12 protein-coding genes are annotated in these 15,660 nt (G+C 67.0%); 5 read left to right on the forward strand and 7 right to left on the reverse strand.

Translation table 11 applies throughout. The annotated features are described in order from the left end of the window. Window positions 1–3: 3 nt before the first annotated feature. The 5 genes from ABZ909_RS16440 to ABZ909_RS16460 all read right to left on the reverse strand — a co-directional run bounded on the left by ABZ909_RS16440 (window position 4) and on the right by ABZ909_RS16460 (window position 8,630). A complete protein-coding gene (locus tag ABZ909_RS16440) occupies window positions 4–2,493 on the reverse strand; it encodes an FtsX-like permease family protein (RefSeq protein WP_356999882.1) in 2,490 nt (829 codons plus the stop codon). Further along, window positions 2,490–3,191, reverse strand: a complete 702-nt coding sequence (locus ABZ909_RS16445) for an ABC transporter ATP-binding protein (protein WP_356999884.1) — start codon at window positions 3,189–3,191, stop codon at window positions 2,490–2,492. Before ABZ909_RS16445 ends, ABZ909_RS16440 begins: the two co-directional genes overlap by 4 nt. Further along, the gene (locus tag ABZ909_RS16450) at window positions 3,188–5,269 is read right to left on the reverse strand and encodes a helix-turn-helix transcriptional regulator (protein WP_356999887.1); all 2,082 of its coding nucleotides are present in this window, start codon (window positions 5,267–5,269) and stop codon (window positions 3,188–3,190) included. The genes ABZ909_RS16445 and ABZ909_RS16450 overlap by 4 nt, the downstream gene beginning before the upstream one ends. Window positions 5,270–5,952: 683 nt before the next feature. Then, window positions 5,953–7,368, reverse strand: a complete 1,416-nt coding sequence (locus tag ABZ909_RS16455) for a KR domain-containing protein (RefSeq protein ID WP_356999888.1) — start codon at window positions 7,366–7,368, stop codon at window positions 5,953–5,955. Window positions 7,369–7,445: 77 nt separating this feature from the next. Next, window positions 7,446–8,630 (reverse strand): alpha-hydroxy-acid oxidizing protein, encoded by a 1,185-nt coding sequence (locus ABZ909_RS16460; RefSeq protein WP_356999891.1) that lies wholly within the window; start codon window positions 8,628–8,630, stop codon window positions 7,446–7,448. A gap of 155 nt (window positions 8,631–8,785) precedes the next feature. Between ABZ909_RS16460 and ABZ909_RS16465 the strand changes: the two genes are divergently transcribed. The 5 genes from ABZ909_RS16465 to ABZ909_RS16485 all read left to right on the forward strand — a co-directional run bounded on the left by ABZ909_RS16465 (window position 8,786) and on the right by ABZ909_RS16485 (window position 13,874). Further along, window positions 8,786–10,231: a fatty acid--CoA ligase family protein gene (locus ABZ909_RS16465; RefSeq protein ID WP_356999894.1), complete on the forward strand. Its 1,446-nt coding sequence runs from the start codon at window positions 8,786–8,788 to the stop codon at window positions 10,229–10,231. Window positions 10,232–10,248: 17 nt separating this feature from the next. Then, window positions 10,249–11,346, forward strand: coding sequence for a 4-hydroxyphenylpyruvate dioxygenase (hppD, locus tag ABZ909_RS16470; RefSeq protein ID WP_356999897.1), 1,098 nt, complete (start codon window positions 10,249–10,251; stop codon window positions 11,344–11,346). Next, complete coding sequence (locus ABZ909_RS16475) at window positions 11,343–12,245, forward strand: phytanoyl-CoA dioxygenase family protein (RefSeq protein ID WP_356999899.1); 903 nt, start codon at window positions 11,343–11,345, stop codon at window positions 12,243–12,245. The genes hppD and ABZ909_RS16475 overlap by 4 nt, the downstream gene beginning before the upstream one ends. Next, window positions 12,242–13,126: a prephenate dehydrogenase gene (locus ABZ909_RS16480; protein WP_356999902.1), complete on the forward strand. Its 885-nt coding sequence runs from the start codon at window positions 12,242–12,244 to the stop codon at window positions 13,124–13,126. The genes ABZ909_RS16475 and ABZ909_RS16480 overlap by 4 nt, the downstream gene beginning before the upstream one ends. Before the next feature lie 184 nt (window positions 13,127–13,310). Further along, complete coding sequence (locus ABZ909_RS16485; RefSeq protein WP_356999904.1) at window positions 13,311–13,874, forward strand: universal stress protein; 564 nt, start codon at window positions 13,311–13,313, stop codon at window positions 13,872–13,874. Here ABZ909_RS16485 and ABZ909_RS16490 read toward each other — a convergent pair. Together ABZ909_RS16490 and ABZ909_RS16495 are read right to left on the reverse strand one after the other, a co-directional pair. After that, window positions 13,807–14,460, reverse strand: coding sequence for a response regulator transcription factor (locus ABZ909_RS16490; protein ID WP_356999906.1), 654 nt, complete (start codon window positions 14,458–14,460; stop codon window positions 13,807–13,809). The two genes, ABZ909_RS16485 and ABZ909_RS16490, sit on opposite strands and share 68 nt — an antisense overlap. Continuing rightward, window positions 14,457–15,659 (reverse strand): sensor histidine kinase, encoded by a 1,203-nt coding sequence (locus ABZ909_RS16495; protein ID WP_356999909.1) that lies wholly within the window; start codon window positions 15,657–15,659, stop codon window positions 14,457–14,459. Before ABZ909_RS16495 ends, ABZ909_RS16490 begins: the two co-directional genes overlap by 4 nt. Window position 15,660: the final 1 nt, after the last annotated feature.

Below are 15,660 nucleotides of genomic sequence, written 5' to 3' on the forward strand. Positions count from 1 at the left end.
ATGTCAATCGATGCTCACAGCCGCGACGATATTGGCTCGGGCAGCACGCAGCGCGGGCGGCACCGAACCGAGTAGACAGATCACCAGTGCCGCGGCGGCAAAGGCGAGCACGAGCGGACTGGCGTGATACGGAATGTCGATATTGAGGATCTTCGAATTGGTGATGGCCGCCAGCCACTGATAGATCGCGCCGAAGATCAGCCCGAGCACACCGCCCACGATGCCGACACCGCCGGCCTCGGCGAGCACCATGCGCAGGGTGAAGCGTCGACTGGCTCCCATGGCGCGCAGCACCCCGATCTCTCGGCGCCGCTCGAGCACCGACAGCAGCAGAGTGTTCAGCAGGGCGATGGTCGCCACCATCGCGACGATCCAGGTGATCACATTGATCAGGAAGGTGCCCTGCACCACCGACGCACGCACGCTGGAAAGCGCTGTCGCGCCGGAGAATACATGCACGTCCGCTGGCACCGCGGCCTGGATTGCCGCCACCGCCGTGGGTCGTGCGGCATCGGTGAGCTGCACCTGGAGCAGCGTCGAGCCCGGCCGGTCGAACCAGGTGCGCAGCTGATCCAGATTCATGGCCAGCGCCCCGGTGAATCCGGACAGGTACGGCACGACGTCGATGACGCGGACTTGCTTGCGGCCGTGCGGAGTCGGCATTTCGATGGTGGCGCCGGCGCCGATGCCCAGCGATTTGGCGCTGTCCTGGGACAGCAGCACTCCCGCACCGGACAGCACCTGATCGCGCACCTGGGTGCTGACGTGGGACAGCATAGGGTGCACGGTGCCCGGCGCGACGCCCTGGATCATGACCTTCTTGTCGTTGATGGTCGCGAAGGCCATTTGCGTCGGAACCACCTTCTCGACGCCCGGCAGTGCCGCGACCGTGCTCTCGACCGAGTCGGGAAGCAGTGGCGAGGTCGGGAGCACACCGGGCGCATTGGAACTCACCCACACATCCGCTCCCGTGAGCGAGGCGTAGCCGTCGGTGGTGGTCTCGACGATGTCGTTGTCGGAGCTGGAGATTCCCGACACCATCATCACCGCGATCAGCACCGACATCAGGGTGGTCCAGATGCGCCGCGGCGAACGGATGATGGTGGCGGCGGCCAGCGCGCCGGGCGCGCCGAACATGTGCGCGACCGCCGCCGAACCGCGAATCATGGTGTAGCCGAACCCGAAGCACACGCCGATGACCGCGATCACGTACAGCGACACCGATGCGGTGGCGAGCAGGCCGACATCCGAGGAAGCGATGACCACGGATCCCGCGATCGCCGTTGCGCCGAGCACGCCCATCAGCACCCGGACCCACATTGGCGGGACGTCGGCGGACGAGGTGCCCACGGGCGCCAGCGCCTCGATCGGCGCGACCTTGTACACCGCGCGCGCCGCCACCAGCGCTGCCGCGACGGTCGCGAAGACACCGGCGGCGATCGCCACCGGAACTGCGTAGAAGGGCAGGATGAACTCGGCCCGAGCCTCGAGGGACTGCAACAGGATCGGCGGCAGTCGGTCGATGGCCCACCGGCCGACGAATGTGCCCGCGATGGCCCCGGCGGTTCCGCCCAGGAAGCCCAGCAGGGCAGCCTCGAACAGCAGATCCACCACGATGACCGGACCGCGGCCGCCCAGGGCCCGCAGGGTGGAGATGGTCGGGCGGCGCTGGGTGATGGCCATCGCCATCGCGTTGTAGATCAAGAATCCGGCGACCACCAGCGATACCGCCGCCGCCAGCAGGGTGGTCGTGCGCATGATCGCGATCGCCGCCGCCGCCTGTTCGATACGGGCGTGCGGGGAGGCCACCAAGGCTCGATTGCCGACCGCGTCATCGACTCGGGACCGCACGTCGGCGAGCTTCTGGCTCGGGTCGGCGATGACCAGGACGGAGTCGATCTGCCCGGCGCGCCCGCTCACCTTCTGCGCCAGCACGAGTGGGGCGATGACAAAGTGCCCACCGTTGAGCCGGTCGGCGTCGGCTCCGCTCACCACCGTGGTGACGGTGAGCTTCTGCCCGCTCAGTTCGAACGAATCCCCCTCCCCGACACCCATCGCGTCGCCGACCACCACGCCGTTGGGCACGCTGGCCATCCGGCCGATCTTGTCCGCGAGCAGCCGCTCCATCGCGCTGTGCAGCTTGGTGATATTGGCATCGGCGCCGATCAGGAGGGTACGTCCGGAGTTGGATGCGACCGGCATGCGCAGCAGCGGCGCAGCCACGGTCACACCGGGTACGGCGGCGACGTCTTTGACCACCGTGGCGTCGAAACCGCCCTCGGTGATACCGGAGATCTCGAGATCCGCGTCCCCGGCCACACCGGTGACCAGTCGCTCGGCCGAACCGGTGATGGACCCGGAGATGCTGAACACCGCGACCAGCAGCAGTGCGGACACCGCCACCACCGCGAACGCCGCCGCCGCCCGCCCGGGGTGCATGCGGAGCTCACGAACGTTCAACAGCCGCAAGCGGTCCCAGGTTGTCCCGATCATGCGGAAAGCTCCTCGGCGACCAGTAGACGGTCGGCGCCGAGCCGGCCGTCGGTGAGAGTGAGGACCCGATCGGTTACCGCGGCCGCCGCATCGCTGTGGGTGACCATGACGATCGCGCGATCGCCGTCCTGGTGGGCTATGGCGGCCAGCAGTTCGAGGATCGCGGCGCCGGTCTTCGAGTCCAGGTTGCCGGTGGGCTCGTCGGCGAGGATCAGTGGCGGGTCCATCATCAGTGCCCGTGCCACCGCCACCCGCTGCATCTGCCCGCCGGACAGCTCCGAGGGCCGATGGTCTGCCCGGTTGCCGAGGCCGACCTTTTCGAGCAGTTCCAGTGCCTTCGGCTTGACCTGCCGCAGCCGGCGGCCGTCGAGCAGTTGCGGGATGGCGACGTTCTCCCACGCCGACATCGTGGGCAGCAGATTGAAGAATTGGAAGACGAAACCGACACTGTGCCTACGGAATTGGGATTGCGCGTCGTCGCCGAGGTTGGCGATCTCCTGGCCTTGGAACCGCACGGACCCGGAGTCGGGTGAATCCAGCGCGCCCAGGATATGCAACAGGGTGCTCTTGCCCGCACCGGATGGACCAACGACCGAGACGAACTGCCCGGATTCGATGCGCAAACTCACCCCGTCGAGGGCGCGTACCTCCTCACCGCCAATTCGATACTGCCGCACCACATCTGTCAGTTCGATCATGGGTTCATTCGCCTTTCTAGAGGGACAGCGAGCCTGTTGAGCGCGCGGCGGAGATCGGTTCGCCGGGAAACCTTCAATTTCCGATAGACCCGGGTCAGGTGTTGTTCGACGGTGCTGGTGGTGATGCCGAGCTGCAGCGCGATCTCCTTGTTGCGCCTGCCGTCGGAAGCGAGTTCCGCGACCCGCAGTTCACTGGCGCTCAGGTGCTCGACGGCGTGGGTCGCCGGGGCCGGATCCGCCGGCTCGGCCGACTGCTGCGCATCGCCGCCGGTGAGGCTCTGCCATAACGGCCGGGCGCCGCAGGTCTTGGCGACCTGCGTGGCGCGACGCAGCAGTGCACGCGAGCGCGAGCGGTTGCCCACTTCCTCCTCGGCCCAGCCCAGTTCGGCCAGAACGGTCGCCAGTTCGAGCTGATCCCCGATCGTCCGCGCGATATCGGCGGCACGTTCGAGCAGTTCGATACGCTCGGCGGGCTCGACCGTCGCGGCGATCAGGCGCAGGGAGACGCCGCCGCTGCGACGCACCGGCGAGCGGCGGACCAGGTCCAGCTGCTGGGTCGCGTAGTGGTGCGCGAGATCCGGTTGTCCCAGCCGCAGGTGGGCCATCGCCACATCGTTGCGCCACGGCACCACGACCGGATTGTCGAGCCTCCACTTTTTGGCCAGCTGGCCCGCCTGAATGAAATCGCCCATCGCGCAAGCGGTCTGGCCGGTCGCGAGCAGGTGGTGACCGCGGGCATGCAAGAAGTCGAGGGCATAGCGAGATTCGAACATCGAATCCGGAAACCGCTGGCGCAGCTGAGCTTCGGCCTGATCATGGTTGCCCGCGGCGGTCATGATCTTCGCGACCACGGCCACCGCCCGCCCGTACAGGTTGCCCAGCGTCTCGCCCCGCACATGGTTGAGCGACTGGGTGGCGAAACGCTCCGCGGTCTCCAGATCGCCGCGCCGCAGCACAGCTTCGGCCTGGCGAAGCGAGAAGATGGCACCCCAGGTCGAGGTGCCGCGCGCCTCCGCCTCCGCGACCAGGGCATCGCACCAGGCGGTCGCGGTGTCGAGCCGGTCCGCATAGATCAGGCAGTCCAGCGCCACGGCCAGCGCGGGTACGGTATCGGAGCTCAGCCGATTCTCCCGTAACACGGCCTCGGCGGCCTCCACCAGCGTGGCGTCGATTCGGCCGCCCAGCAGAGTGTCGACCAGCGTCGCGGCTTCGAGCTGCACGTCGCCGCACACAGCGGCCAGCTTGTCGGAGGCGGTGATCCGCGCCTGGACGGCGGCCAGCTGTGTCTCGTGCCGCTCCGCCATGGCCGGGTATTCGTACGCCAGCGAGGTCCGCAGGTAGCGCACCGCCGAGCCGGATACGTCCGAGTAGGCCGTCGCGCGGCGTTTGAGATCACGCAGCGCGATCTCGGCGTCGTCGAGCCGACCGTGCCACAGCAGATAGTGCGCGAGTGCCGGAAGCAGCCGGACGGGGTTGTGCCCGGCGTGCAGGGCGGTCACCATACGGGTGAAGTTCCTGGTCGAGGCCGACGGATTCGCGCGCCATTCCAGTAGTACCAATTGCGTGGTGGCCGAGGCCTTCTCGTCCGGGCCCGAGGCGAGCCGGTAAGCGGCCTCGAGGTAGCTCACCGCGGAGTCGATCCGATCCGCGCGAACCGCGGAGTCGGCCGCGGCCTGCAGTACGGCGAAGGCCCACGGGTGGCGCGCGTACCCGGCCCGTACGATCTGAGTCGCGATGGCCGTCTCCGCCGCACCGGCCCGATACAGCGCCGCCGCCGCATCGTGGTGGAGGCGGCGGCGGATATCGAGCGGAATGGCCTGCAGCACTACGTCCTTCACGCGCCGACTGTGCAGGCGCAGGCCTTCTACGACATCGGCGGCCCGGAGCTGATCCAGATAGTCGCGCATGCTTTCGGGACTGATGCCGAGCATCGAGACCAGCACACCCTCCGATGCCGATTCCTCGATGACCACCAGCGCCCGGACCACCGAGATCTGCGCGACGGTCGCCTCACGCAGAAAGTCCAGCGCGCGCCGCTCGCGGGCGCAGCGCCCGTTGGGATTACCCTCGCGGACCATCTGGAGGTAGCAGGACTTCCCGTGGCGGCAGATCCCACAGTGGTGCGGGGTTGCTATCGGAGTAGCACCGCTCGCCAGTTCTGAAATATCATCGTTTCTGTAGTAGTTCGCAGCCGTAGCTTTCAATTGACCGTCTCCCCATAGTCAGATAGCGCCCGAGCCGCGCAACTCAATAGTCGAACGGATGTTCGCCCCCACCGAATACAGAGCCAAACCGCATTGTCCGCACTCTGTAGTGATACACCTAACACTGTGCACCCACAGTGGCGTCAACCCCCTACATGCCTGTGGTGCAACGCAATCCGCCATCGCATTGCCATGCACATCAGGTATGACCCCCGTTCCCCGAACGATCGCCAAGCGCCTTCGCGACCGTGCGCATCCCCCGCGCCCCGGTCGGCGACTGCCACGGAATAGGGGTACTCCGAGTGCACCCCATCGCGAACCCCGACGCCTCACCGGAACCGGCGGCCGTGCTGTCAGCCGCCGCCGCCCCACGTTGCCCGGTATCGTGCTGCGACACAACGGCTTTTCCACTGTGCCGAATCGCCGCGAGGTGGCGCCGACCCGGACGGGAGTCCACGTACGAGGTCATGCCTCCATCGTTGCCGGAGCGGCCACTCCCCCGCGACGCCCGAGCGGCTGAATGCGACTGTCAGCCGATCGGTGGACACGCGGTGCCGCTAGGGCGCCTGGTGCATACTCGAACCACGAGCGAAGTCCGGATGCGAGAGCGGGGCGATCAGTTCCACCGCGATACCACGCCGGTCCCGGGCGAACAGATCAGCGAACAGCCGCCCGCCGGTTTCGGCGGCGATCGGTTCGACGCCCCGGCTGCGAATCAGCCGAGCCAGCGCCGGTCCCACCATGCCGCCCTCCCAGGGGCCCCAATTGACGGCGCTCACAACGCAATCGGAGGAGCCTCCGAACCACACCGCGAGACGGTTCAGAGCCTCGTTCGCACTGGCGTAGTCGGCCTGTCCGGAGTTTCCGTACCATCCCGCGACCGACGAGAAGAGCACCAGATGTCGAAGCCGGTCGGTCTCGAGCACGTCGAACAGGTGCAACAGTCCGGTCAGTTTGGCATCGAGCACACGGAGAATCTCCTCGAGGGTCTTGTCCCGGAGGAAACGGTCCGAAAGAATGCCGGCGCCGTGCGTCAGCGCTGTAACCTCGGGCAGCCAGGGGTGAAGCGTCCGATGCAGGGCCGCGCGATCGGCGATGTCACATTCGAGATACGTGGCGCGGTCGACCGATTCGAGCGTCCGCCACACCTCACGCCCGGCGATCACCGCCTTGACCGTCGCACCTATTTGGACCGGGGTGGGCCGGTCCGGCCGGTGGCGGACCTCGGCGAGATACGCCGCACGTAACTCGGTTTCTCCGACCCCGTGGGCCCAGCCCGGCTCGGGGCTCAGTGGCGTACGGCCCAGCAACAGGAAGCGTGCATCGCAACGGGCGGCCAGCGCACGCACACACGCCGCTGTGATGCCGCGCGCACCACCGGTGACCAGCATCGTGTCGCGCCCATCGAGGTCGAGACCGTCGACGTGATCGAAGGCTATCGGTTCCGAGGCGGCGACGGTGCCGCGCCGGGCGGACGAGTCATAGCCGATCTCGGTGAGATCGGTTACGTCATCGTGCAATTCGGCGCGGATGAGAGCACTCACCCTTTCGTCGTCCAGCGACGGGTCCAGATCGACCGCCCGCGCGAACATCGAGGGAGCCTCGCGGACGATCGTTTTGACCAGGCCCGATACCCCCGCGACCACCGCACCGGCGCGAGCCGGGCTGCGCAGACCACGAGCTCCGTCGATACGGGTCACAGCGAGGAAGGCCGTCCGGCCCGCGGTGGCAGTCCCCTCCAACCTCGTAATCAACTGACCTACGGCGTAATTCACTCGAGCAAGCTGATCCAGCGCTACCTCCGCACCAGCCGCCGTCGCGGGCATCGACCACAGCACCACGTCGAGCCGGTCGCCGATATCACCGGTTTCCGTGTACACCGTCCAACCCTCGGCGCGCAGCCGCAGGCACAGTGACCGCTGCCAGGACGACCGCGCGCCCAGCACCGCCGCGACGGGATTGGGCTCGAACACCGCATCCGGGCGTACGGGCGGGGCGGGGACAAAGGCTATTCGGCGACGAACTACCCCGTCCGCCCCGTCTACCGCGGTCACGGCTCCGCCCGGACCAGCTCGACAGACTCCGCGATCTCGGCGACATTCGCCGCACCGACCAGCCCCATGGTGATCCGCAGATCCTCGAGCAGCAGTCGGAACGCATGCGCCACCCCGGCCCGGCCCGCCAGCGCCAGCCCGTAGACCCAGGGCCGACCGTACAGTACCGCCTTCGCCCCGAGCGCCAGTGCGATGATCACGTCCGAACCGGTCCGTACCCCGGAATCGAAGAGCACGTCCGCCCGTTCGCCCACCGCCTTCACGATCCTGGGCAGCGCCTGCAATGCGGTGACCGCACCGTCGATCTGACGGCCACCGTGGTTGCTCACCACCACACCGGACGCGCCCGCCGCAACCACGGCACGAGCGTCATCGGGGTGCAGCACGCCCTTCACGACGATGGGCAAGCCAGTCCAGCCGCGCAGCCGCTTCAGATGATCGGGCCGGACGGCATGATTGCCGAAGATGCCCTCCCACAGCTCGATTGCCGCTTGCATGGCGGCTTCACCGCTTTCGGGCGGCTCGGCCAGCCGGGACCGGAACACCGGGTCGGACAGATAGTTCGCCAGTCCCCGGCCGGACAGAAGCGACGGCCCACCGGCCGCCAGAGCGCGCGGGCGCCACCCGATGCCAGGCGTATCCGCCGTGACCATGATCGCCTTGGCCCCCGCTCGCTCGGCGCGCTCCACCAAGGATCGGGCGAGGTCGTCATCGGCGGGCCAATACAGCTGAAACCACCACGACGCACCCGATTCCGGACCGACCGATTCAATGGTGGAGGAGGCGCAAGTCGACAACACCGACCCGATCCCGAGGTCGGCGGTGGCCGCGCCGACGAGCAGCTCACCGCCGTCGAATATCAATTCCTGCATACCGATCGGCGCTGCCAGGACCGGCGCCGCCAACGCGGTGCCCAGTACAGTCACCGCGGTCTCGGGCGCACCGGAATCCACCGCACCATGCCAGATTCGAGGAACGATTCGGTAGCGTTCGAATGCTTCGACATTGCAACGGAGGGTTCGTTCGGCCGATGCACCGCCGGCGACGAAAGCGTAAGCGCCGTCGGCCATCAGCTGCCTGGCCCGCTCCTCCAATCCGGCCGCGGTCAGCGGCAATCCGGAATCTGTTGTCTCATCGCTGCGAAATGGCTTCGCCGCGGGCTTTCGCGTGCTCTGCAACATTGTTCGGTTGTCTACCGGAATTCCGCCGATGCGCCAACCCCTAGCGGTTACGACCCCTATGTAATGCCGTGTGACAGAGATACTTTCATTCGACTAGGGGGACAGTTAGGGGGTTACGCCCGGTGATAGCGATCGACGAAGGTTCATGGCACCGGATGTGGATCGGGGAAATCGTGCAACCACATATTCTTTCGAAATCGACTTCAGGCGACGACTGGGCAGACGAATTACTGCTCGCCGGACCCGGCCATGAGATCTGCCTGACCCTCGATCGTGATATCGATCGAGATACGTTGCGCGCGCATGTGAGCGCCCAGCAGAAGACGCTGATGACGGCTGGCCTGCGCCCAGCGGGCACGGTCGCGCTGCACCTGCCGCCCTCACTCGCTTACATCGCTGCCCTGCTTGCCGCCTGGCGAATCGGCGCCCAGGCGATGGTGCTCGACTATCGATTGACCGAACACGAAGCCGAGCGGGCGCTCACCGCGCTCGATCCGCAGCTGGTGGTACTGCCCGACCGTCGTCCGGAAGCCAGGCTGACCGGGTATTTCGGGGTGACCCCGGTGATTCGGCGCCGCGCCGGCCGACCGGCGACAACCGGGCACGTACTGGTCCAGCTCAGTTCGGGGTCGACCGGTCCTTCGAAGTTCATCGCGCGCACGGCGCCGAGTCTGATCGCCGAACTCGAGCGCTACGCACGTATCCCCGGTTATCCAGACCGGGGCGAGCGCGCCGTCGTCATCGCGTCGCCATTGCATGTGCTCGGGCTGGTGGGCGGCCTGCTGCACAATCTGCGCGCGGGGGTGCCGACCGTGCTCCCCAAGTCCCTCTCCGTCGAGGGAGTCCTGGACGCGGTCGCCGCCGACTCGATGCCCACCACATTGCTCGGGGTGCCGTCGCAGGCACGCATGCTGGTGGATTCGCACCACCCGGGCGGCGGATCCGGAGCCGCGCGACCGGCGTCGGGTCCGGCAAGGCTGGACCGGATGATCACCGGCGGTGAGGCGTTGCCGGCAACGCTGCGGGAGCGCTTCACCCACGCTTTCGGCTCCGACCTGGGGCTGATGTACGGCATGACGGAGACCGGGGTGCTGGCGACCGATCTCACCGGCACCGATCTTCCGCGGCTGACCCCCGCGCCCGGCATCGAAATCCGTGAGCAGGGCGGCGAACTGCTGGTTGCTCTGCCGGAATCGCCGTACATCGGGCCCGTCGATCCGACGCGCTGGGCCGACGGCTGGCTCCACACCCGCGACGCGGGACTGGTCGACGCCGGCAACGGCCGCATCACCGTGCTCGGCCGGTGCGATTCCCAGGTCTCGGTACGCGGGCTGAAGGTCGACCTGGGCGAGATCGAACGGACGCTACTGGAGATACCCGGTGTCGAGGCAGCCGTCGTGCTGTACGAGGACAAGATCGAGGCCTTCGTATCGGGCGCCGGAGACCTCCGGGACCTCGAGATCAACGCGATTCTGCGGCACCAACTTGCACGCTACAAACAGCCAAAGGCGCTGCACGTGCTGCGGGAGATGCCCCGCACAGCCACCGGCAAACCGGTGCGCAATCTCGCGATCCTGCGATCGAGCGCAGGGACGCAGTAGGCGAAAGGCCAGAAGCTATGGATATCCGAGCAATCGACCATGTCGAGTTCTATGTCGGTGACGCGCACCAATCGGCGTTCTACCTGTGCACCGCCTTCGATTTCCGCACTGTCGGGCGGGGCGGGCCGGAGACCGGATTGGCAGGGCAGCGTTCGGTGCTGGTGCGCCATGGCGATATTCGGCTGCTGTTGACCTGCGCGTTGGATCCGAACCATCCGGCAGCACACTATGTGGCGGCGCACGGTGACGGAGTCTCGTGCATCGCGTTCGAAACCGCGGACGCGGCGGCGGCCTTCGACGAGGCCGTCGCCCTGGGCGCGCAGCCTCTCGCGGCACCGTGTACCTACGAACTCGACGGAGACACGGTCGTCGTGGCCGAGGTCGGTGGTTTCGGGGATGTACGCCACCGATTCGTCGAGCGCACATCGCGATCCGGTGAATTCCTGCCCGGTGCGATCCAGTCGGTCGAACCCGATCCGGCCGTCTCGGAGCGACTCTTGAGCGTCGTCGACCATATCGCGGTCTGCCTGCCGGCCGGCACTCTGGATGCGACGGTGGCCTACTACACGCGGGTTTTCGATTTCCGGACCATTTTCGAGGAACACGTCGAGGTGGGTGAGCAAGCCATGAATTCCATTGTGGTTCAAAGCCCATCGACGGATGTGACCTTCACGCTGCTCGAGCCCGACATCAGGTTCGCGCCCGGCCAGATCGACCGGTTCCTGTCCGCCCATCGCGGCGCCGGTGTCCAGCACCTGGCCTTCCTCACCGACGACATTCTCACGGCGGTAAAGGCCCTCGAAGGTTACGGGGCCCGATTCCTCGAGACACCGGACAGCTACTACGACGACCTGCCACTGCGATTCGACAATCCGGGACTGGGCATCGCGGGCCTGCGGGATGCGAACGTCCTTGTCGACCGTGACCACTGGGGCGAGGTCTTCCAGATCTTCAGTAGGTCCATGCATGCCCGAGAGACCTTCTTCGTCGAACTCATCGACCGGCACGGCGCAAAGACGTTCGGCAGCGGAAATATCAAGGCGCTCTATGAAGCCGTGCAGGCCACGCATGCCGAATCAGACCTGGTCACCGCGAGCGCGGAGGAAGATCGATGACGACGACCGAATTCGAGCTCACCGCCGCGCAGCGCAGACTGCTACCCACCGACGCGGACGTGCGCTTCTATGCCGAGCACGGCTGGTATCTGAGCAAGAAGCTACTCACCGACGAGGAAATCGACGCGCTCGACGAAGCCAGCGAGCGCTTCTACGACGGTGAGCGCGACCGGGAGCTGCCGGCGCGACCGCCACGACTGGCCGCCTGGGAACCCGGACACGGTCCGGTACAGCGGCACAACGATTACATCCACTATCTCAGCGATGTCTTCGGAGCGATCCTGAGCAATCCGCTGATCGGTGCGACAGCGGCGCGATTGGCGGCCGCCGAGGAGATCCGGATCTTCCAATCCACCCTGATCTACAAGCCCCCTGTCGCAGGGGAGGCGACGAATCTGGTGCCGTGGCACTTCGACAAGCACTACTGGGCGACCTCGAGCTCCACCAGTATGCTCACCGCGTTCATACCCTTCCACGACTGCACCATCGAGATGGGCACCATCACCATGATCGACGGCAGTCACCGCTGGCAGGAGTTCGGCGAACGCGACAGCACCGCAAAGCATTTTGCTGATCGAGAGCGTGGCGAGCTCGACGACATGCTCGCCGAGAACGCGACCCGGAATGGCGCCGACGTGACACCCGTTCCGATGGAGATCCCCAAGGGGCACATGAGTTTCCATCACTGCCGCACCTATCACGGCAGCGGCGCGAACCTCAGCGCGCAACCGCGGCGCGCCGTCTCGCTGCATCTGCAGGACGGCACGAACACTTATCAGGAAGCCCGGCTCAGCGACGGCAGCCTGGTGGCCTACAACCACGACGCACTGGTCCGCAGGATCGACGGGCGACCGGATTACTCCGATCCACGGTTCTGCCCGACCGTCTGGCGCTCATGAACGCGCGCTCGGCCGAAACCACAGGTCCGGGCCGGAGACTGCGTACAGTCATCGTTGTCGGCACCGGCATGATGGGCACCTCGGTCGCCCTGGCGCTGCGACGGCGCGGCGTCGACACCTATCTGGTCGACTGCGATGCCGAGGCCGCGGCCACCGCGTCGGCGCTCGGCGCGGGCACGGTCGGACGTCCTTCCGGCACAGCGGATCTCACCGTGCTCGCAGTTCCCCCACGCAGCATCGCGGTGGTACTGGCCCAGGAACAAGCCCGGCGCTCCGCGCGGGCCTACACCGATGTCGGTAGCGTCAAGGCCAGGCCCTTGGCCGAAGCCGCGGCACTCGGCTGCGATCTGACCAGCTATGTGGGCGGGCATCCCATTGCCGGCAGTGAGCGTTCGGGACCGCACGCCGCATCGGAGGCGCTGTTCCGGGACAAGGCCTGGGTACTGACCCGGCACCCGGCGAACGACCCGGCTGCCGTGGGCGCGGTTACCGAGTTGATCAGATTGTGCGGTGCCCGGCCGGTGGAGATGTCGCAATCCGCGCACGACCGGGCCCTGGCGCGTACATCCCATGTGCCACACCTGATTTCGTCGGCTCTGGCGGGCACCCTCGAGGGTGCGGACCAGCAGCTGCTGGCTTTGTGCGGCACAGGCATCACCGACGCCACCCGAATCGCCGCGGGCGACAGCGGACTGTGGACCGAGATCCTGCACTCGAACGCGGCCGAGGTGGCGGCTGTGCTCTCAGAGCTGGCCGCCGAGCTGGCCCAGGCCTCCGAGGCGCTGGCCACCGGTTCGCAGGAACTGACCGAACTGCTCCGGCGCGGCAATGCGGGTCGGCGTGCGCTGTTGACGGCGAGGCCGAGGAAGAACAGCGCGTAGCGGCTTGCCCGACAGCGCTATACGATCGAAGCGGCGTGTCCCCGGACCCGCCGCCTCTCGGCTATCCGGACTCGGATGACTCCCACCGGGCCGAAGACGGACACCATGTCGGCCGTTCGGCCGACAGCCGAATTCAGCCGCATGGACGTCGTGGCGGACAGTGCTCGGACGCGAACATTGAGGCATGACAGCGGTTCTGAAGCACTACCGGACAATCGTCGTCGGAGTCAATGGGTCTGCCGCGTCGGACCTGGCGGTCGATACGGCCGCCCTGATCGCGGCCGAGAACGACGCGCGGCTGGTCCTCGTCACCGGCTACCTCGGTGGTGGCAGGCAGCCGGCGGTCCTGGACGACATCCTCGGCCGGGAGGCCTATCTTCTCCACGGCGGCACCCCGGCCGAGGAACTGGTGCGTCAGGCGGGCGAGCGGGCGGCGGCCTTGGCCGCGCCTAGCATCACGCGCTGCGCGATCGCCTCCACTCCGGACAAGGCGCTGCTCACAGCAGCCGCCGAGACCGGTGCGGACCTGATCGTGCTGGGCGACAGCGGATCTCGACGCTACCGACGCTTCGGGCTGCCGACGCTGGTGGACGCGGTCGCCCGTAAGAGCGCGATCGACGTGCTTGTCGTCTCGCGGATCTCGGGAGATCGTCAAATGATCCGCCGCGGCGCGCCGGCGCTCAAACGTCCGTTGACCGTGGCGTGGGGTGGACTTCGGTCAACAGCCCCCGTGCGATCGCGGTCGTGACGGCCGCGGTGCGATCGGAGACGTCCAGCTTGGCGAAGGCCCGGGACAGATGGGTTTTCACCGTGGCCTCACTGATATGCAGGAAACTCCCGATCTCCAGGTTCGTCATACCGCGCGCGACGCAGGTGAGCACCTCGAGCTCGCGCGAGGACAGCGTCGCCTGAATAGGTTTGCGCGCATGCTGGAACAGGCGGCCCGCGACAGAGGGGGCCAGCACCGTCTCGCCCCGGGCCGCCGACCGCACCGCCTGGATCAGTTCGGCACGCGTCGCGCCCTTCAGCAGATAGCCGACCGCCCCGGATTCTACTGCCCGCAGAATGTCGGAATCGGTCTCGTAGGTCGTCACCACGATGATCTTCGCGCTGGGTAGCAATACCCGGATCCGTTCGGTGGTGGTGGCTCCGTCGAGACCGGGCATGCGCAGATCCATCAGCACGACATCGGGCCGCACCGTTTCGATCGAGGCCAGCGCCTCATCACCCGAACCAGCCTCTGCCACAACGGATATGCCGGCATCGGTATCGAGCATGCTGCGCAGGCCCTCTCGGACCATCGGATGGTCGTCCACCAACATGACGGTGATCACGCGGGCACCTCCAGACGAACCGAGCTGCCAGCTCCCGGCCGGCTCGCTATGACGACCGCACCACCGATCTGGGCAACCCGATCCCGCATCCCGGACAACCCGTATCCATCGTGGTCGCGGTCGGGATCGAAGCCGATTCCGTTGTCCGTCACCGCAAGCCGAACTGTATCGGCGGCATGGGACAACTCGACTTGCACGGCGGTCGCGTCGGCGTGCTTGCGAATGTTCGCCAGTGCCTCCTGGGTCGCGCGCAGCAGTACCACCTCGACCGCCGTGGGCAACTCCGGCAACTCCGGTGTGGCCATCACCGTTACCACGATCTCGGTCTCGTCGGTGAACCGATCGCAGTGGCGCCGAATGGATTCCATCAGCGAACCACGGACCAGCGCGGTCGGGGTGAGTTCGGTGACCATGGCCCTCGCCTCCCGGAGATTCTCCTGTGCCGTCCTGCGAATCAGGTTGATCTGCCGTCGGGCGGTCGCGAGCTCGGGCTCCGACGGCGACTTCCCGGGCGTGTCGGTTTCCAGTGTGAATTCGATCATCTGAGCCAACGCCACGATGCTGGCGAAACCCTGAGCCAATGTATCGTGAATCTCTCGCGCCAGCCGGGCGCGCTCGGCAGCGGTACCGGCCTCCCGGGACAGTCTCGCCACCTCTTCGCGACTCGCCGCCAGTTCATCGAGCAGCGCCGCCTGCTCGCCGCTCTGAGTGCCGATCCACACCATCGACACGCCGATGATCGGGCTCATGACGAACGCCACCAACGAGATGGCGATGGCCACCGGCAGCAACGGCGAATGCGGGCCGTAAGCGATCAGGCCGAGAATGATCGGCAGCACGTTCACCAACAGCGCCGTCGTGACCGCACCGGTCAGCGGCAGTGTCATGAACAGCAACGGGTAGACCATGGGCTGCACCGCGACCGCACCCGGCGCGAAATACAGGCCCAGGACATACAGGCCGATGAGCCCACCGGAGAACAGCCAGGCGCGCGGACCGAACGCGCGGGCCTGCAGAAAGTTGTGCCCGAATGCGAAGTACCACGCGGCTATGCCGGCCATCGCCACAGCCGCGCCGAGGCGGTTGCCCGGGCTGTAGCGATCGAGCAGTATCACCACCAGCACGGCGTTCGCGCAGCCACCGACGAGGTAGACATCCCACAAGCGCCGCCATATCGAGGAATTCCAGTACAGCGGCATC

This window comes from Nocardia sp. NPDC046763 (assembly GCF_040645495.1).
Taxonomy (GTDB): Bacteria; Actinomycetota; Actinomycetes; order Mycobacteriales; family Mycobacteriaceae; genus Nocardia.